This window comes from Vibrio sp. 1CM23M (assembly GCF_023161755.1).
GTDB classification, from domain to species: domain Bacteria; phylum Pseudomonadota; class Gammaproteobacteria; order Enterobacterales; family Vibrionaceae; genus Vibrio; species Vibrio coralliirubri.
In genome coordinates this window covers 149,021-167,705 of the sequence record NZ_JALNTR010000004.1, presented here as the reverse complement: position 1 = coordinate 167,705, position 18,685 = coordinate 149,021, and the positions used below count along the sequence as shown (strand labels likewise).

Annotated in this window: 18 protein-coding genes; 10 read left to right on the top strand and 8 right to left on the bottom strand. The window is 45.2% G+C overall.

Annotated features, from left to right (window positions below):
* The first annotated feature begins 101 nt into the window (after window positions 1–101).
* Genes MSG35_RS15030 through rlmM form a run of 4 tightly spaced genes read left to right on the top strand, consistent with a single transcriptional unit; the run spans window position 102 to window position 3,102 of the window.
* The gene (locus tag MSG35_RS15030) at window positions 102–1,010 is read left to right on the top strand and encodes a transcriptional regulator GcvA (protein ID WP_012604639.1); all 909 of its coding nucleotides are present in this window, start codon (window positions 102–104) and stop codon (window positions 1,008–1,010) included.
* The gene (locus MSG35_RS15025; protein WP_041472884.1) at window positions 1,003–1,626 is read left to right on the top strand and encodes an alpha/beta fold hydrolase; all 624 of its coding nucleotides are present in this window, start codon (window positions 1,003–1,005) and stop codon (window positions 1,624–1,626) included. The genes MSG35_RS15030 and MSG35_RS15025 overlap by 8 nt, the downstream gene beginning before the upstream one ends.
* On the top strand, window positions 1,616–2,014 hold the full coding sequence (locus MSG35_RS15020; RefSeq protein WP_059020016.1) for a DUF423 domain-containing protein: 399 nt from the start codon (window positions 1,616–1,618) through the stop codon (window positions 2,012–2,014). Before MSG35_RS15025 ends, MSG35_RS15020 begins: the two co-directional genes overlap by 11 nt.
* Window positions 2,011–3,102, top strand: coding sequence for a 23S rRNA (cytidine(2498)-2'-O)-methyltransferase RlmM (gene rlmM, locus MSG35_RS15015; protein WP_017070491.1), 1,092 nt, complete (start codon window positions 2,011–2,013; stop codon window positions 3,100–3,102). Before MSG35_RS15020 ends, rlmM begins: the two co-directional genes overlap by 4 nt.
* 80 nt (window positions 3,103–3,182) lie before the next feature.
* On the opposite strand, the gene xni is transcribed toward rlmM, so the two are convergent.
* From xni to queF, 5 genes are all read right to left on the bottom strand, one after another.
* Entirely contained in the window at window positions 3,183–3,956 is a 774-nt protein-coding gene (gene xni, locus MSG35_RS15010) for a flap endonuclease Xni (protein ID WP_050649646.1), read from the bottom strand.
* A 160-nt stretch (window positions 3,957–4,116) separates the two neighbouring features.
* The gene (gene ppnN / locus MSG35_RS15005; protein ID WP_248384451.1) at window positions 4,117–5,481 is read right to left on the bottom strand and encodes a nucleotide 5'-monophosphate nucleosidase PpnN; all 1,365 of its coding nucleotides are present in this window, start codon (window positions 5,479–5,481) and stop codon (window positions 4,117–4,119) included.
* Between the two features lie 243 nt (window positions 5,482–5,724).
* Window positions 5,725–7,290: a GGDEF domain-containing protein gene (locus tag MSG35_RS15000; protein ID WP_081229491.1), complete on the bottom strand. Its 1,566-nt coding sequence runs from the start codon at window positions 7,288–7,290 to the stop codon at window positions 5,725–5,727.
* Window positions 7,291–7,408: 118 nt separating this feature from the next.
* Complete coding sequence (locus MSG35_RS14995; RefSeq protein WP_248384450.1) at window positions 7,409–9,667, bottom strand: tetratricopeptide repeat protein; 2,259 nt, start codon at window positions 9,665–9,667, stop codon at window positions 7,409–7,411.
* 58 nt (window positions 9,668–9,725) lie between these two features.
* On the bottom strand, window positions 9,726–10,571 hold the full coding sequence (gene queF, locus MSG35_RS14990; protein ID WP_248384449.1) for an NADPH-dependent 7-cyano-7-deazaguanine reductase QueF: 846 nt from the start codon (window positions 10,569–10,571) through the stop codon (window positions 9,726–9,728).
* Window positions 10,572–10,702: 131 nt separating this feature from the next.
* Between queF and syd the strand changes: the two genes are divergently transcribed.
* From syd to MSG35_RS14975, 3 genes are all read left to right on the top strand, one after another.
* Window positions 10,703–11,248, top strand: a complete 546-nt coding sequence (syd, locus tag MSG35_RS14985) for a SecY-interacting protein (RefSeq protein WP_017089736.1) — start codon at window positions 10,703–10,705, stop codon at window positions 11,246–11,248.
* A 4-nt stretch (window positions 11,249–11,252) separates the two neighbouring features.
* Window positions 11,253–12,029: a Zn-ribbon-containing protein gene (locus MSG35_RS14980; protein WP_017630798.1), complete on the top strand. Its 777-nt coding sequence runs from the start codon at window positions 11,253–11,255 to the stop codon at window positions 12,027–12,029.
* A gap of 423 nt (window positions 12,030–12,452) precedes the next feature.
* Window positions 12,453–13,658, top strand: coding sequence for a carbohydrate porin (locus MSG35_RS14975; RefSeq protein WP_050644932.1), 1,206 nt, complete (start codon window positions 12,453–12,455; stop codon window positions 13,656–13,658).
* Window positions 13,659–13,749: 91 nt separating this feature from the next.
* Here the strand turns inward: MSG35_RS14975 and MSG35_RS14970 are convergent, their stop codons facing one another.
* The 3 genes from MSG35_RS14970 to metN form a co-directional block, all read right to left on the bottom strand.
* Window positions 13,750–14,559, bottom strand: coding sequence for a MetQ/NlpA family lipoprotein (locus tag MSG35_RS14970; RefSeq protein WP_019824947.1), 810 nt, complete (start codon window positions 14,557–14,559; stop codon window positions 13,750–13,752).
* Window positions 14,560–14,625: 66 nt separating this feature from the next.
* Window positions 14,626–15,309: a methionine ABC transporter permease gene (locus MSG35_RS14965; RefSeq protein WP_048612236.1), complete on the bottom strand. Its 684-nt coding sequence runs from the start codon at window positions 15,307–15,309 to the stop codon at window positions 14,626–14,628.
* The gene (gene metN, locus MSG35_RS14960; protein WP_017060763.1) at window positions 15,299–16,333 is read right to left on the bottom strand and encodes a methionine ABC transporter ATP-binding protein MetN; all 1,035 of its coding nucleotides are present in this window, start codon (window positions 16,331–16,333) and stop codon (window positions 15,299–15,301) included. The genes MSG35_RS14965 and metN overlap by 11 nt, the downstream gene beginning before the upstream one ends.
* 207 nt (window positions 16,334–16,540) lie before the next feature.
* Between metN and gmhB the strand changes: the two genes are divergently transcribed.
* The 3 genes from gmhB to treR all read left to right on the top strand — a co-directional run bounded on the left by gmhB (window position 16,541) and on the right by treR (window position 18,558).
* Window positions 16,541–17,125, top strand: a complete 585-nt coding sequence (gene gmhB, locus MSG35_RS14955) for a D-glycero-beta-D-manno-heptose 1,7-bisphosphate 7-phosphatase (RefSeq protein WP_017060762.1) — start codon at window positions 16,541–16,543, stop codon at window positions 17,123–17,125.
* Window positions 17,126–17,188: 63 nt separating this feature from the next.
* Window positions 17,189–17,524 (top strand): MliC family protein, encoded by a 336-nt coding sequence (locus MSG35_RS14950; RefSeq protein WP_048606709.1) that lies wholly within the window; start codon window positions 17,189–17,191, stop codon window positions 17,522–17,524.
* Between the two features lie 89 nt (window positions 17,525–17,613).
* Entirely contained in the window at window positions 17,614–18,558 is a 945-nt protein-coding gene (treR, locus tag MSG35_RS14945; protein WP_061038716.1) for a trehalose operon repressor TreR, read from the top strand.
* Window positions 18,559–18,685: the final 127 nt, after the last annotated feature.

Genomic DNA, 18,685 nt, shown 5'->3' with positions numbered 1-18,685 from the left:
AGCTGCTGCGGGATGAAATATAGAATTTCTCTGGCCGCTAGGCAATGGACAAATTATAATGTTTCAGATAAAAAAAACTAATGCTTATTTAGAGAGTAACTATGTCTCGTCGATTACCCCCATTAAACTCGCTAAGAGTGTTTGAAGCAGCAGCTCGACACTTGAGTTTTACGCGTGCCGCAGAAGAGTTGTTTGTTACTCAAGCGGCGGTCAGCCATCAGATCAAAGCGCTTGAAGAATTCTTATCTTTGAAGCTGTTTCGCCGAAGAAACCGCTCTTTGCTGCTGACTGAAGAAGGTCAAAGCTACTTCTTGGATATCAAAGATATTTTCACATCGCTGGCAGAAGCGACAGACAAAGTGCTGGAGCGAAGTGAGAAGGGCGCATTGACCATCAGTTTACCGCCGAGTTTTGCGATTCAATGGTTGGTACCAAGGCTCGCTGACTTTAATCAGCAAGAACCTGATATTGATGTAAGAATCAAAGCTGTTGATATGGATGAAGGTTCGCTGACCGATGATGTAGACGTCGCTATCTATTATGGCCGAGGTAATTGGTCGGGGCTTAGAGCCGATAAGCTTTACCAAGAATACTTGATCCCTCTTTGCTCACCTTCCGTGCTGCTAGGAGTAAAACCATTAGAATCTCTCAGTGATTTGGCATGCCATACGCTACTGCATGATACCTCTCGAAAGGATTGGAAACAGTTTGCTAAGCAAAATGGCATCGATGGCGTAAACGTTAATCACGGTCCTATCTTCAGTCACTCAACCATGGTGCTGCAGGCAGCGGCTCACGGCCAGGGCATTGCTCTAGGTAACAACGTGTTGGCGCAGCCTGAAATCGAAGCGGGTCGTTTGATTGCACCTTTTGATGAAGTGTTGGTGAGTAAGAACGCCTTCTATGTGGTTTGTCATGAGAAACAAGCCGACATGGGTCGTATCGCGACCTTCCGTGATTGGATGCTGGCGAAAGCGCAAAGTGAACAAGAGGACTTACTCGATGAATAACGTCATCATTGATGGTGAAGACAATCCGATCACCTTTATCTTTGCCCATGGTGCTGGCGCAGGCATGGATCATGAGTTCATGCAGTCGGTAGCCAAAGGGTTAGCTTTTAAAGGGATACGAGTGATTCGTTTCAACTTCCCTTACATGATTAAACGTGCTGAAGATGGTAAGCGTCGTCCACCTGACAGAGCGCCTAAGCTACTTGAAGCCTACCAAGAGATTATTGAGCAGGTTGATGGCGATAAGCTTGTGATTGGTGGTAAGTCGATGGGAGGGCGTATGGCGAGCCATTTGTCTGAAGTTGATAAAGTGGCAGCAATGGCGTGTTTAGGCTTTCCTTTCCACCCACCAGGTAAGCCTGAAAAGTACAAAGGTGAGCACTTAGCTGAGTTAGCAAAGCCTTGCCTCATTTTACAAGGTGAGCGCGATACCTTTGGTAAGCGTGAAGAGTTTGCTGACTTTGATCTGTCTGATTCTATTCGTGTTGAATTTATTCCCGATGGCGACCACAGCTTTAAACCTCGTAAGAGTTCTGGTTACACCGAGCAGCAGAATATTGCGTTAACCGTTGAGAAACTAGCGGCGTTTATTAAAGAGGTACTCAATGAGAAGTAAGTATTTACTCACGTTTGCTGGCATCTCTGGCGCGGTTGCTGTGATGCTTGGCGCCTTTGCAGCTCACGGTTTGAAAGCTATCTTGCCTGAATATCTGCTAGGTGTGTTTGAGACCGGTGTTCAGTACCAATTTATCCATACTCTGGCGATATTGGCGTGTGGTGCTCTGCTTCAGATGAAACTTGGCGCTAAATCACAAAAATATTTTTTCATTGCGGCAATTTGCTTTATCATCGGCATCCTTTGTTTTAGTGGCAGCCTTTATAGCTTGGCACTGACAGGAATAAAATGGTTTGGCCCTATAACACCGTTTGGTGGTCTACTATTTATCATTGGTTGGGGAGTCTTCTCCTTCGCTGCTTTGAATATAAAAGAGGTAACTCAGTGAAACACGTACTACTTTATTGTCGCTCTGGTTTTGAAAAAGAATGTGCTGGCGAAATTCAAGACAAGGCAACACAACTGGAAGTGTTTGGTTTTCCTCGCCTAAAGAACAATACAGGCTTTGTATTGTTTGAATGTTACCAAGCAGGTGAAGCGGATAAGCTGATCAAAGAGATCGATTTCCAATCACTGATCTTTGCTCGTCAAATGCTAGCAGTGGCTGTTGAAATTAAAGACCTGCCAACCGATGACCGTATTTCTCCAATTCTTGAGGCGCTTTCTGAGAAAGAAGGTTTCCCTCGTTGTGGTGATATCCGTATTGAAACGCCAGACACTAACGAAGCAAAAGAGCTTTTGAAGTTCTGCCGTAAGTTTACTGTGCCGATGCGTCAAGCTATGCGTGGTAAAGGCCTGATGACAGCGAAAGATAACGCTAAGAAGCCTGTGCTTCATTTATGCTTTATCGCTCCAGGGCACTGTTTTGTTGGTTACTCTTACCCAACGAACAACTCACAGTTCTTTATGGGTATCCCTCGTCTGAAATTCCCATCAGATGCGCCAAGCCGTTCTACATTGAAGCTAGAAGAAGCATTCCACGTATTCATCCCTCGTGATGAGTGGGACGAGCGTCTGGCTCCAGGTATGTGGGGGGTTGATTTAGGTGCGTGTCCAGGTGGTTGGACTTACCAATTGGTTAAGCGCTCGATGTTCGTTCACTGTGTTGATAACGGCATGATGGCAGACAGCCTAATGGAAACGGGTCAAATTAAGCACCACATGGTGGATGGCTTTAAGTTTGAACCAGACCGTAAGAACGTAACTTGGATTATCTGTGACATGGTTGAGAAGCCAGCTCGTGTTGCACACCTTATGGGGGAGTGGATCATCAAAGGTTGGGCGAAAGAAGCACTGTTCAACCTTAAACTGCCTATGAAAGGCCGTTACGATGAAGTACTGCAAGATATCGAGAACCTAAAAGTGTTCCTTATTGAGAACAAAGTGAAGTTCAAGATGCAGGCTAAGCACCTTTACCACGATCGCGAAGAGATCACGGTTCACATTCAGGCGCTTTCAAACATCTCACCGCACTAATATTTACGTTAGTGTGTCAGTGATAAAAAATGCTCCTTTAAGGGGCATTTTTTGTATCAATATTATCGAGTCACAGAGAGTTAAGAGCTTGCTTCGTAACGAATATCTTGCAGGTTGAACCCTAAATCAATGTCTGTTTTGAGTGCCGATACTTGCTTACATACACGAGCGGATTCGATGTGTTCGTCGAACTTTTTACGATACTTTTTCGGCAGGTCTTCTGCTTGATAGGCCGCTTCAATATCTGGGTATGTGGTTAATATCTCTTTGGCTGCTTTTGGCCCGACACCTGGGATACCCGGCACTTGGCTAGAGCTCACACCTGTTAATCCCCAGTAATCCGCCAGTTGTTCAGGTTTAACGCCAAATTCCGCTTCGATAAAGGGTTTATCTAACCAGCGGTGCTGGAAGTAATCACGGATCTGTAGAGTGGGTGATAGCAGCTGGCAATACCCTTTGTCTGTCGAGATGATGGTGACGGTTTCTCCGTGGTCAGCCACTTTCTTTGCCAGTGTTGCGACGAGATCATCCGCTTCATCGCCATCAGACAGCAGTGAATCAATGCCTAACTCCCACCAAGCTTGTTGAATAGCATCAAGGCCTTTCATTAATGGTTCTGGCATCGGTTTACGGTTCTGCTTATAAGCAGGGAGCACATCTGCGCGCCAGCCTCGATCTTGTAAATGGTGATCAAATACCGCGATGATGTGGGTGGGCTTTGATTCATTCAGAATCTTATTGAGAGTTCGAGTAGTGGTGGTGATGGTTCTTGCTATATCGGTTGGATCCGGCTGAACAGAGTGCACGCGTCGGATGAGGTTTAAGGCATCGATAATAACAAGATGGATAGACATAAGTTTCCACTAAATAGGCAATAAAAAAGGGGCTGCTAGCCCCTTATAGTAACGTATCACTTGGTGAGTTGAAACGTTAGCGACGTAAACGTCATAACCTGATTAACTTTATGCTTACCAATTGGTTATCACTCACTTAGTTACTCGTTAATGAGTGTGCCTATTCGCTCGGTGCAATTTTATAGCAAGGCAGGTAGTCCGTACCGCCCGGTAGCTTCATTCGATGTTGCTCAACAAAGTCGTTTAGCAGTTGGTCCATCTTGGTCATTAGCTCTTTGTCGCCATCAATCAGGAATGGGCCGTGTTTCTCTATCTCTAGAATACCTTCGGCTTTGACGTTACCTGCGACAATACCTGAGAACGCTTTACGTAAATTAGCGGCTAGGCTCTCTGTTTTTTGGTCCATATGAAGATCAAGCGCCGCCATAGATTCGTGTGTTGGATCGAATGGCAGTTGGAACTCAGGCTCAATATGCAGCGACCAGTTGTAGCTGTAGGCATCACCGGTCTCTTTACGGTGAGAGCGCACATCTGGCATCGCTTGTTTCATGATTTTCGCAGCGCGTGCTGGATCATTAATCACGATCTCATAATGTTTCTGCGCATCAGGCCCTAGAGTTTCACCAATGAACTTATCGATTGAGCGGAAGTAAGCTTCGCTCTCTTTCGAACCAGTTAGGACAATCGGCATTGGCTGCTCGGCGTTATTCGGGTGCATCATGATCCCTAATATGTACAGCAGCTCTTCGGCCGTGCCGGGGCCGCCTGGGAAAATGATGATGCCATGCGCCATACGAACAAATGCCTCAAGACGCTTCTCAATATCTGGCATGATCACCAGTTCGTTCACGATTGGGTTTGGTGGCTCAGCCGCAATGATCGAAGGCTCGGTAAGCCCCAGATAACGATGATCGGTGTAACGTTGTTTCGCGTGACCAATGGCAGCCCCTTTCATTGGGCCTTCCATTGCTCCCGGTCCACAACCGGTACAGATGTTCAGTTCACGTAGGCCGAGTTCATTACCGACTTCACGAGTGTATTGATACTCGCTGGCATTAATAGAGTGACCACCCCAACATACAATCAGGTTAGGCTCGATGCCCGGCGTCAGCGCACCTGCATTTCTCAAGATACCAAACACAAGGTTAGTAATGTGAGTGGCATTAGTCAGGTTGAGCCTTTGGTTGTCGGCTAAGTGCATGTTGACGTAAACAATGTCACGCAGTACTGAGAATAGGTGTTCTTGAATACCCTTGATGATTTCACCATCGACAAAGGCATGCTCAGGTGGGTTGCTCAGTTCGAGCTTAATACCACGCTCACGGCGAACGACTTCGACATCGAACGACAGATATTTGTCGAGCAACTCTTTGGAGTTGTCGGTATGGCTACCCGAGTTCAGAACCGCTAACGTACAGTTACGATACAGTTGGTACAGATCACTAGACGCGGTTTTCTTAAGACGCTCAACCTCAAGTTGAGAGAGTAAATCCATGCTACCGGCAGGGCTGATATGAGTGATCATAGTGCCTCCTTATTGAAAAGAGCAGGGGACGTTGAAGTGACCCTCTGGCTCGAGAGTGAGAAGCAAACGTTGAAAGTGTTTGGTTAAAGGTAGGAGAGAGTTAACCAGACGAAACGGATACGACAGCGTTGCTTGCCAAGAATGCTTGTTAAGCGAATGTTAATCATTAGCTTAGCAAACATTGAGGGAAATGGTATGTGATAAGTATTTGAAAAAATGAAATAAATTAAATCTAGGGCTGGCCTAGTGCCAAACAAGTTGGTTGTTACCGCGTTGTTTTGCTTTATTTAGCGTTGTATTGAGTCGCTCTAACACTTCTTCCGGTGTATCAGACTCTTTAAACTGAGTACTTGCCGCGCATAAAGTGATCGTGATTTGTTGGTCACGGAACTTAAAGGGCAGGCGGCTTACTTGAGTTTGAATGTTCTGAATCACCTGATGGCAATATTCATCTGTTTGCTCTGGTAGCAGTAACACAAACTCTTCACCTGAAAAGCGAGCCACAGTATCAGTGGTGCCGGCTTCTTTGGTGATGGTTCTTGCGATGATCTTGAGTGCTTTGTCGCCCGCGGTGTAACCAAAGCTATCGTTAATTGCTTTAAAGTTGTCGATGTCGAGCAGTACTACGCGTAGCGAGTGTTGCGCGCGGATCCAGCGGCGATACTCAAGCTCTAAGCGATCAGTAAAGGCAGTACGATTGTAAACCTTAGTAAGAGGGTCAAGCAGCATTCGCTGAGCCTGATCTTCCAAACGCTTACGGTAATCTTGGGTCACTTCATAGAGTGAATCTAACTGAGTCTTTCCGTAACTCATTCTCTCTATCAGAGCTTGTTCTTTTTGCTCTGCGTGGTTCAGCCTTTCCGAAAGAGAGGCGATTTCACTGAGTAGCGGATTAATCGAAAGCTTTAAACTATCAATATCTTTCGCTTTATCTACCGAGCTTTGGCTTCTAGTGACAAGTTCATTTAACTCAGAGTTCAGACCTTGACGGTGCTCAAAGTAGCTCTGGCTCTGGTCGGCATTTTGGTCTGCCGTTTTGATGCTGGACGCTAGAGAAGAGTTAAGCTGGTCGATGAATTGTTCAGATTTTTTACGTTCTAGGTTGGTGCCTTCAATAACCAGTTTGAGGATCTGAAGTGTTAGCTCAAGTAGGTTTTGTGTAGAAACACCAAGCAGCAGCTTTGCTCGAATATCGGTAAGCAGATCACCCGATTCACCCTCGAAGTCGAGTTCAGTGATCAGATGTTGTAATTCGTTTGATAGGTCGGAAAGGAGCTCTTGTTCCGGAGAGTGCGCAGCGTCGGCAAAATGGGTGCGTGAGTTATTCGCCATAATCTTTATGGCACGCTCATAAATACCGAGAAGTTTCATGGCATGGTCGACTTTCTGACTGCCATTGCATTCGGAGAAGCTAAGTAAGTTTCGTAGGTCGCGTTTTAGCTGCGCTGGAAGGCCAGTTATGCGCTGCAGCGTTTCCCCACTGTGCTTAATGCTATCGTCCAGATATCCGTTCTGTTTATCCATAGCCAACGTTTTCTGCTTAAGCATCCTTTCTAATACTGCCAGCTTTGGGATCATCGAGCTAATGTCTTTTTGCTTTTCTAGCTCTTCCCTAAGGGCAATGAGGTTTTCATCTAAATGGCTGTTACTGCCAACACATGCGTCACTTAAAGATGTGACGATACGCTTTAGAACTTTCTGTTCTCTAATAAACTTGAACGAGGTGTCTCTTTGCGTCAAACGGACCTGCTCCAACTGAGATTTCAGCTGGTGGAGTTGCGCCTGAATGTCTTTTTCAAGAATGCCCATAGATGTATTGATTAGCGCCGCGTAGACCGATCTCGATCATTTTGATGAAATTCCGTTACATCGATAATAACAAAACTAAAAATAAGGTCACGACTTGCGGCTCTTAACCGCTCGCAAATCAGTCATCTTTTAGCATTTTTTTGATGTTGTCCTCATTCTGGTACGAGGATTGTATTTTTATTAACCCTTGATTAATCGCATGTTTACACGCTTCTCTTATGTTACCAGTTGCAAGGCTCGCTGCTGGTGCATTATCGATAGCTTTTAGGTATACCCATTGGCTACTCCGCTCTTTGAGGCTGATCTCACGAGCTAGATTGGTCGACATCAATAATACGTCGAGCAACTCTTGATCGTTAATTGCGGTGTAAGCGCGTGGTAAAAACGGGTAGTCAGCGATGCCCATACGGACCGTTCGGTTGATGTTACGCTCTGTTTCGAAGTCATTCACCCAAGATTGAATTTTTCTGAACATGGCCTCAGGCGATAAATCACGGTCGGCGTTGGGCTCGATATAAAGCAGGTTCGCATCCGAGAAGTGGTAAACACGAGCTGGACCTTCAAGCTTAGATTTGAGGAATTCACCGAAAGCATCTTCCAGTTCTAAACCGGCTTTGTAACCGTTCTGCGTGTACATGTTGCGCAAGAACGGCAAATCAATCATCACAAAGCGCAAACGGTCGTTCAGTGGTTCATGAATCAATTCACCCATCTGCCATTGCTCAAAGGTTTGGCTGGTTTGCTCCAAAGAGTTTGAGAGCTTCGCATTGAGCATTCTTAGGTTAGGAAGCTTCGAACGCGAGTGCGTAAAGAGATCTGTGCGTAGTGAGTCCACTTCTTTGGCCAAGGTTTGAATGAGGTAGCCTCGGCGTAGCACAAAGAAGAACAAGACAATGCTGAACAAGAATAGGGCGAACGATATTTTTTGGAACTTACGATGCTCCAGTTTGTATTTTTCTAGCTCTTGCGCTTGGCCTGCATAGTGCAAGGTCTGCTCGGCAAACTCTTTCTGTTGGCGGAATGCATCTTCGCCAACACGGTTAAGTTTTTGCTGCTCTAAAGAAACAAGGCTGTTGTACTGCTTGAGGTTTGCTAGCGCCTGCTGTGGACGACCAGCCTGCTCATAACCTAAAGAAAGTAAGTAGTACGAGCGTTGTGAAAGGCGCATGTTTTCTATCTGGCGTGAGATCTCAAGTGCGCGTGTTGCATGCTTAATCACGTCTTCGCTTTCTTGCAGGTGATAAGCCAACCCAGCCGATAACAGTGCAGCACGACCTTCCAGCTTTGGAATGTCGGTATATACCAGCAGCTCAAGGGCACGGGTTAGGTACTGTTCTGCTAGAGGGTAGTTATAAAGGCGTAAGTAGGTTGCTGATAGACTTAGCCGGATATCAATGACTTGGTGGATATCTCGGTCAGTACTCTCGTGATCAAGAACGTTGAAGAAGTGTACCAAGGCAAGGTTATATTTCCCTTGATAGAAGTACACATCCCCCATTTTCTTAAGCACTTGTGCTAAGACCGGCGAGTTTTCAAAGTTGTCATAGAAATCAGCAGCTTGAGATAGGTGTTCTAGCGCTTTATCTAACACTTGGCGCTCAAAGAAAAGCTGTGCAAGCAGGCGGTTTACCTTAGCTAAACGTGAACTCAGATTACCTTCTACCGATTTCCAGTATCCATACAGCAACTCAGATAATGCGTGGTTGTACTCTTTGTGAGTCAGATAAAACTCACCGACTGATATGTGATAGTCGATGGTGACTTTTTCAGAGTAACGTTGATCGAGATAGGTTTTGGCTTCTTGATAGAACTTTTCGGCTTCATCGATCTTGTTGTCGTAAGAGGCGATGTCGGCTTTCAACATGATCAAGCGATAGGTAATGCCTTCCGTTAAGCGCAAGGTTTTATTCACCGACTCTAGATTTGCTTCAATGCTTGTGAGTGCTGATTTTGCTTTGGCTGATTTTCTATCACTCAGCCAAAGTAAGCGAACTTTTAGGATCTGAAGATCTATTTTTAGGTAATCAAGCTTATAGGTTTGCGCTAGCTCGGAGGCTTTGTCTATGTGCTGAATCGCAATACGCATATTGCCAAGGTTGTATTCCGCTTTGGCTAAGATCTTATACGCATCAATACTGCTGTTTGGTGTTCGAATCGAAGAGTCTGTCTCTTCGCGAGAAATAGCAGAAGGGCTTTTCTCGCGTTGATCAGAAAGGACACGAAGCGTTAGGTAGCTGTTGGCCATTTGTTTTGCTTGGCTCGGCTCGATCTCAACCAAGTTATTGGCTTCATTGAGTAGCGCCGACGAATAAACCGACGCATTGACCGATGTGCTCAAGCTTAAAATAAATAGACTAACAACGTATAACCAACGCATTTCAATGTCCCTTTAAAGATTTGGTAGGTTCAAATAAGTGTGGGTGGTTCTCGCCTGATTATTGGCGAGCCATACGCTTATTGTGGCTTGGTCTATCTTGCTCTGTTGAACGGTATGGGTTGATATCCAGACCACCACGACGCGTGTAACGTGCGAACACAGTTAGCTTCGAAGGTGCACAGTATTTCATGATGTCAGTGAAGATACGTTCAACACATTGTTCGTGGAATTCATTGTGCTCACGGAAAGAAACTAAATAGCGTAGCAGAGCTTCACGGTCAATTTGCTTACCAGAATATGCGATCTCAACGCTGCCCCAATCCGGTTGATTGGTGATCAAACAGTTCGACTTCAATAGGTGGCTATGCAGTGTCTCTTCAACGTCTTGTTCGCCAGCAGCGCCTTCAAGCAGTGACGCTTCAAAGTCGTAGCTAGTGATTTGGATGTCTTGGTTGTCGATACAGTCACCTTCCATTGTCACGATAGGTTGGTTGGTGTAGTCGGTTATTGAGTTTACATTCACAATCACCGTTTCGCCTGCACATGCTGACAAATCTTGGGTCAGGCGCTCGGTTACTTGATCCCAGTTTTCAAATTGAGTCTGGTTGTAGCTGTTCAGGTACAGCTTGAAAGATTTTGATTCAATTAAATTTGGGCTGGTTGCAGGGATGAAAACCTCACCGACAGCCACTTGTGGCAGGCCATTGGTGTTTAGCCACGAAAGCTCGTACATCGTCCAAATATCATGACCGACAAAAGGCAGCTCGCCGTTTAGCGCAAGATCATCGCGATTAAGGCTACGAGGCACTGGTTGCAATAAACTTGCATCGTATTGGTTAGAGTACTCAGTTTTTTGGCCAAGGGTTAAACCCGCTAGCTCTTTTGCGTCAGAATATTTGCTCATACTTTCGTTTCAAATTCGATTAGAATGGGGTCGATTTTACTGAATCCCCCTTACCCTGTCATTAAGTCATCGCTTAATCGGTGCGGAAAGGGCTCGGATTCTATTTATTATTTTGTGTTTAGGAGATTTTCATGACTCAACGTGCTCAAGACGCACTACTTTCTTTTAGTCAGCGATACGTTGACGCGTGGCAGCAGCAACACCAAAGCTTACCTCGTAATGAGGAGTTGGTGGACATCGTATCGCCATGCGTAGAAGAAAAGAGTGGCGATGCCGTGTTGTGGAAGCACTATCCACGTGAGCAATTCGCGGATTTCACCAACGTTGAAACCGGTATTGAGTTGACTCTGCATGAAGACATCAAGACTTTCTACGGCGCACAATTCAGCGCAGATATGAACGCGACTTTTGATGGTAACGAGCTGACCCTGTTACAGATTTGGAGTGATGAAGACTTCGAATGCCTACAAGAAAACATTTTAGGTCACCTAGTAACTCAGCGTCGTTTAAAGCTAAAACCAACGGTTTTCATTGCCGCGACCGATGCAGAGCTGGATGTTATCTCTATCTGTAACCTAACAGGTAACGTGATTTTGGAGCGCTTAGGCACCAAAAATCGTGATGTACTCGCCGAGACATTGGCAGAATTTTTAGAAAAGCTACAACCAGCGGTATAAATAGATGTACGTACTAGAACTTCAATTTGAGTGTTTTGATAACACAACGGTAAGCGCTGTCGACAAGGCTGTTAATGGCTTAATGGATGCACTTCGTTATAACGGGCAAGTGTTGGGTCGTGAATTTCCTATCGTGATGGGTGACGGCGAATTTTATGTTCGCGTTGTCTGCCCAGAGCAAGACAGCTTGCACCCGCGTAACCACTCAGATTTCGTAAAAGTGTGTTTTGATCGCTTGTCTAACGCGAGCCTGCTTGCGCCTAAAATGCGTTTACTGGGGCGAGATCTTAACTCTGAAGAAGTGGCCGAAGACGAAGCGCCAAGCTGGCAGGTGTTGTACACGACGTTCGTTCATACCTGTTCGCCGCTACGCAGTGGTGACAGCTTGTTGCCGATCCCTCTGTATCGCAACCCGCCAACCTTCAATGGTGACCATAAAGCCGTATTGAAATGGCAGACTGAATGGCAAGCTTGTGATGAAGTCCAAATGGGTGGTGGTTGTCGTGCTGAACACGCAACTCTGACAGAGATTAGTGATACTAAAAGTGTGTTGTTCAAACGCGGTTGGGGCTTGAGAGGACGCATTGAATATCTCACGAAGATCCCGACTTATTACTACTTGTACCGCGTGGGTGGCATTAGCTTAAAAGCTGAAAAAGAGCGCAAATGCCCGCAATGTGGTGGCGAATGGCTGCTAGATGCGCCTATCCACGATATTTTCTATTTCAAGTGTGATGACTGCCGTCTGGTATCAAACATCTCTTGGGATCATCTTAAGTAATCCATAAAGCTTAATTTTCGATTCAAGGTATCGAAGTGTTGATCAATACTTCGATACTTATTCCTCTGTTTTCTCTCTGCTAGCTTCTCCTCTGTTTTCTCTCTGCTAGCTTCTCGTCTGTTTCTCTTTCTTTGACCTCCATATTGAGCATTAATCAGTATTGGGCTTTTCCAATATTGTCGAATCTATTTCGCCCTTAAGTACGCTCATTCTGTGCTGTATGTCTCTCTCTGTAGTCCTCATGTATTCACCGAAATAATCCAACACCCATCAACTTTTAGTCACCTCAATAGTTAGCCTGATCACAATAATCAATCAGTTCTCTTTCAATTTATATTCTGCTCAATATAAATGGGATCGATCCCATGGGAATGTTCCCATTTATAAATAATAACCTGATTCTAGATCTGAAAGGAATGGACGATGAAACTGTTACCTATTGCTGCTGCACTCTCTACTGCTTTACTTGCCCCTAATTTATACGCTGATGAAACCACACCATTGGAATTCAATGGCTACATGCGAGGCGGCGTTGGCCTGAGTAATGAAGGCGGCTCAAACAGTAAGTGGGAGGTGAGTAAAGTTGGCCGACTCGGCAACGAAAATGACCTGTATGGTGAGTTTGGCTTTAAGAAAGAGGTGTATGCTGAGGACGACGTTTCATTTTTAGTTGATTCCATGTTGTCGTACTGGCAAGGCCAAGATGAGAATGCCGCGGATAAAAGCGTGGATGTGGTGCAATTGAATGTTCAAGCGGTGGGGCTTTTTGAAGATAAGGACATTGGAATTTGGGCGGGTGAGCGTTACTACCAACGTCATGATGTACACATCGTTGATAACTACTACTGGGATGTCAGTGGTATTGGTGCCGGCGTTGAACACATCAACATGGGCCCAGGTAAATTATCGGTGGCGTTGATTCAAGACACGGTGACTGGCGATGTGTTTGATGGCAAAGAAACCACAGCCATGATTGCTGATATACGTTATGCAGGCATTCCATTGTGGAACAATGCTGATCTTGAGGTCGGTATTGATATGAACTTCGCCAATGAAAAACAAGGTCAAACGGTGGATGCGGATGACAGCGTAATGCTAACGGCGAGCTTGAATCAAAACCTATCAGGCGGTTTCAACAAAACCATTCTACAGGTTGCTAACTCTGGTTATGCCGAGCAGATGACGACTTTTGGAACGGGTAAAGGCATCGTTCGTGATGCAAACAACAACGACGCCGATGGCTTCCGTTTGATTAACTGGGGCGTGCTTGCGATTGGCGAGAATATTGAGTTTGGCCATACTGTTCGTTATGCCATGTCTACGGGTGTCGGCGCGAATAACAGTGATGATGACTCTTTCAGTGCCGTCATTCGTCCGCTTTATAAGTGGGACAAGCGCATGCGTACCATCCTTGAAATTGGTGGTTTTGTAGAAACGATTGATAACCAAGATGGGGCAGGTGGTAAATTCACCATCGCTCAGGCTTGGGTTCCACAAGTGGGTTTCTGGTCTCGTCCTGAATTCCGTATCTTCGCCACTTACCTGAATGATGCTGAAAACGACAATGCCTTCGGTGAAGGTAAAAACAGTGAAATGAGTGTTGGTATGCAAGTGGAAGCTTGGTGGTAAGTCGAACTTTCTGGTAAATCCTAACCAATAAAAAGGGGCTGACGTTATGTCAGCCCCTTCGGGTATCTATACAGTGCTGTCGTTTAGTTGATTACCAACCTTTAACGACGCCACCTTGGAAGATGTCAGAAGCTGCGTTGTACACTTCTTCAGTTTGGTAAGCTTTAACGAAGTTTTGTACGTTCTCAGCGTTTAGGTTGTCTTCACGAGAAACGATTAGGTTTACGTAAGGAGAATCTTTGTCTTCAACGAATACGCCATCTTTTTGTGGAGTCAGGTTGATAGAGCTCGCGTAAGTTGTGTTGATGATAGATAGAGCAACATCATCAAGAGAACGTGGCAGTTGAGCTGCGTCTAGTTCAACAATCGTTAGGTTCTTAGGGTTACCCACGATGTCACGAACTGTAGCTAGAAGACCAGCGCCTTCACGAAGTTCAAGAAGACCTTGTTGCTCAAGAAGCAGTAGAGAGCGACCTAGGTTTGTAGGGTCATTTGGTACAGCAATACGCGCGCCGTCTTGGATTTCGTCGACAGATTTTACTTCTTTAGAGTAACCAGCAATTGGGTAAACAAACGTGTTACCAGCGATAGTTAGCTTGTAGCCACGGTCAGCCACTTGCTGATCTAGGTAAGGTGCGTGTTGGAATGCGTTGATGTCGATAGAACCGTCATCTAGAGCTGCGTTTGGTGTTACGTAATCTGTGAACGTTACTAGCTCAACATCTAGGCCATATTTCTCTTTCGCTACTTTAGCTGCCACTTCAGCAACTTGAGCTTCTGCACCTGCCATTACGCCAACTTTTACTTTAGAAGTATCCACTTCTTTATCACCACAACCTGCTAGAACTAGCGCTGAAGCTGCTGCTGCGATAGTTAGTAAACCTTTAAGGCTAAATTTCATAATAATCTCCTTTTAATAAATCTATTTAATTGGGTTCAGACGACTCTACTCTTTATGTGTGAGTCTTTATCTGTGGTCAACGCGGCGAACTAATGAATCACCGATTGATTGAATAATTTGTACCAGCACAATCAACATCACTACTGTTACAGCCATGATGGTCACATCGTAGCGGTGGAATCCGTAACGAATCGCGACATCACCTAGGCCACCACCGCCCACAGTACCGGCCATTGCTGAGTAGCTCACCAGAGTCACTAGCGTAATCGTTACTGAGTTGATGATAGTCGGTAGTGCTTCTGGAAGCAGAACCTTATTGATGATTTGTGTTGGTGTTGCGCCCATTGATTGAGCCGCTTCTACTAGACCTGTTGGTACTTCAAGTAGTGCACTTTCGATAAGTCGAGCCACGAATGGGATAGCGCCAATCGTCAGTGGAACAATCGCTGCTGTTGTACCGATGAAGGTACCAATCAGCATCTTAGTCAGTGGGATAATAGCCACCATCAGTACTAAGAAAGGCACTGAACGGCCGACGTTCACAATCGCGCCGAGAATTTTATTTACCTTGGTGTTCTCTAGCAGACCACCTCGTTTAGTCGTGTGTAAAATCACGCCTAATGGGATACCAACCGCGAAGCCAACGATGCCTGCGACAGCAACCATGTAAAGCGTTTCGCCTGTTGCGCCTAATAGAAGGTTACCGTTAAGGCTGATCCAGTCAGCAATCTCGTTGAAACTAAAGGACATAACCAAGCACCTCTACTTTTACATTGTTGTCGCGTAGGAATTGGATAGCAGCATTATCATCTGCTTCATTACCGAACAGTTCAGCGACCATCATGCCGAACTTCACGCCGCCGGCGTAATCAAGGTCAGAGCTTAAGATACTGACATCGATATTGAATTTACGTGCGATTTGCGTCATCAGCGGAGCATCAACCGTTGCACCGGTAAACTCAAGGCGTACCAGCGGGTAGCTGCTGTTTACGCGAGTCTCTTGCAAACGCGCTTGGTAATCTTCAGGAATCGTCAGATCCAATGTTGAGCGAATAAACTGATGTGCTAGCTCTGTCTTAGGGTGAGCAAAGATGTCACCGACTGTGCCTTTCTCTACCAATTCACCGCCGCCAATGATCGCAACTTCATGACAAATGCTTTTCACTACATCCATCTCATGAGTAATAAGCAGGATAGTGATGTTCAGCTTGCGGTTGATTTCACGCAGCAGCTCAAGGATAGATTGAGTTGTTGCTGGGTCCAATGCGCTGGTTGCTTCATCACATAGCAGTACTTTCGGGTCAGAGGCCAGTGCGCGAGCAATAGCTACACGCTGCTTTTGACCACCACTTAGGTTTGCCGGGTAGGTGTCACGCTTATCAGCAAGGCCAACCAGTTCAAGTAACTCGCTGACTTTCGCTTCAATAATCGCTTTATCTTTACCTGCAAGTTCTAGAGGCAGTGCTACATTGTTAAATACAGTACGAGAAGACAGCAGGTTGAAGTGTTGGAAGATCATGCCGATGTTACGGCGAGCTTCGCTGAGTTCTGATTTGCTGAGTTTTGTCAGGTCAATACCGTCAACAATCACTTCACCTGAGGTCGGGGCTTCCAACATATTTACACAACGGATCAGGGTACTTTTGCCTGCACCTGAAGAGCCGATAACTCCAAAGATTTGACCTTGAGGAATGTGGAGGTTGATATCAATTAAGGCATTGATTTCTTTAGTGCCTTGATAAAAAACCTTGTTGACTTGATTCACTTTAATCATAGAGAAACCCGTGCAGGTAGAACAGAATAATATGTCGATAGCTCGCTCGATTTACAGACGATGCTATGGTGTTCTATGATCTAAGTCAATAGATATTTTTACGTCTAGACGGCTAAACGTCGATTGTATGGTTAAGCTTGAAACAAATCGTTAACGAACGCAAAACTAAATAGATAGTGATGAAGCAAATAAAGCGTGTAATAATTAATGATTAATAGAGAGTTGATAGAGAATAAAATTTTGTCTAAACCTGCTGTTTTTTTAGATCGTGATGGTGTGATTAACGTTGATCACGGCTACGTACATGATGAGCATGACTTTGAATACATCGATGGTGTGTTTGAAGCGGCGAAAGCGTTTAAAGATATGGGTTATTTATTGGTGCTAGTGACCAACCAATCTGGTATTGCTCGCGGCATGTTTAGCGAAGATCGTTTTCTTTCTTTGACGCAGTGGATGGATTGGAACTTTGTCGATAACGGCGTTGAGCTTGATGGCATCTATTACTGCCCGCACCATGCGGAACACGGTATTGGAGACTACAAGCAAGATTGTGAATGTCGTAAACCAAAGCCAGGCATGTTCATTTCTGCTCGTGACTTTCTGAAGATTGATATGGCTAACTCGGTCATGATCGGCGATAAAGCGGAAGACATGATGGCTGCAGAAGCGGCTGGTGTTGGCACAAAAGTACTGGTAAGAACGGGCAAACCAATCACTGAAAAAGGTGAAGCGTTGGCTAGCGTGGTACTTGATAGCATTAAAGATGTACCAGCATTCTTAAAAGGTTAAGACACTAAGTCTTTTTCACTTAGATATAAGTGTTGTTCACTATATAAAGATGAGGAACGCAGTATGAAAGCATTGTTGATAGCATCTCTATGTACGGTAGCGTTATTCGGGTGTTCTAAATCCGCAACGCCTGATGGTGCAGTATCGGACGATCAATTCGTGACTTATCAATGTGAGTCTGACGCTTCATTTAAGGTCGCTTACCTTGGTAATGAAAAAGCGGTATTACGTTTGCCTGAGAATGAATATCGTCTCACTCAAATAACGGCAGGTTCAGGAACGAAGTACATCTTAGATGATGGCACCTCTGAACTGATCAATAGCGTCACTTTACGCACTAAAGGTGACAACGCACGTCTAGAACTTGGTCGTGTCGTCTATAAAAATTGTCGAAAGTAAGTCATAGTTAACTTCTAAGATTTACAAACAGTTAAGTGAGGGAATCTACCCTCACTTTTTCTTCTCTTCCCTTTAACGTTAGACTTTTTATGAGCAAAAAACTCACTATTCTTGATATTGCAAAGCTGTCCGGTGTTGGTAAGTCAACCGTATCACGCGTTCTGACCAATGATCCAAAAGTGAAACCTGAAACCCGTGAAAGGGTGGAAAGAGTAATTCAAGAATCTGGGTACACGCCTTCAAAGTCTGCGCAATCGATGCGTGGTGGCAGCCAAAAAGTCATCGGCGTGATCATCTCTCGTTTGGACTCTCCCTCAGAAAACAAAGCCGTTAGCACTATGCTGGCTGAGTTGTATCGAGCGGACTACGATGTCGTGATCATGGAAAGCCAACTTGACAGAGATAAAGCCAATGAGCACCTGCAAGTTCTAAAGCGTCGTAACGTTGATGGCATTATTGTATTTGGCTTTACTGACTGCGATATTCCTGCGATCGAAGCGTGGGAACACAAAGCGGTGGTGATTGCTCTGGATACCGAGAACGTAACGTCGATTAACTACGATAACCAACAGGTGATCAATAGTGCGTTAGCGCATCTATCGGATCAGGGGATCTCTGACGTTGGCTTTATTGGTGTTGATCCTAGTGATAAATCAACCGGTGAGCTGCGTCTTAAGGCTTATCTCGATTGGTGTGAAAACACAGGTTCAGTGGCAAACTATCGTACTGGTCAACTTCATCACGAAAGCGCTTATCAGCTGGTGGATGAGGTGTTAACTCCCGAGACTCAAGCGATCGTTTGTGCCAGTGATACCCTTGCCCTTGGCGTCATCAAACGTCTGCAAGAGTTACAGCGTGAAGATGTGGTCGTCACCGGCGTTGGTGGCAATGATCTTCTTTCCTTCTTGTTCCCGCGAGTATTTAGCATTGATCCTGGTTACCAATCTGCAGGTAAGTTGGCTGCTAATCTATTGATCTCTCAGCTTTTAGGTAATTCAGAGATCTCTCATCACACGCAATCTCCTATTCTATAATCCAGTCAATTAAGCGAAATTGAACCGCTTAGATTAAAATTAGAGTGTGATCTCTTTCAATTAATGGGACTGTTCCCATTTTAATTTATCATTCATGCGGGCATTATAATAACCGTAATTGGGAATG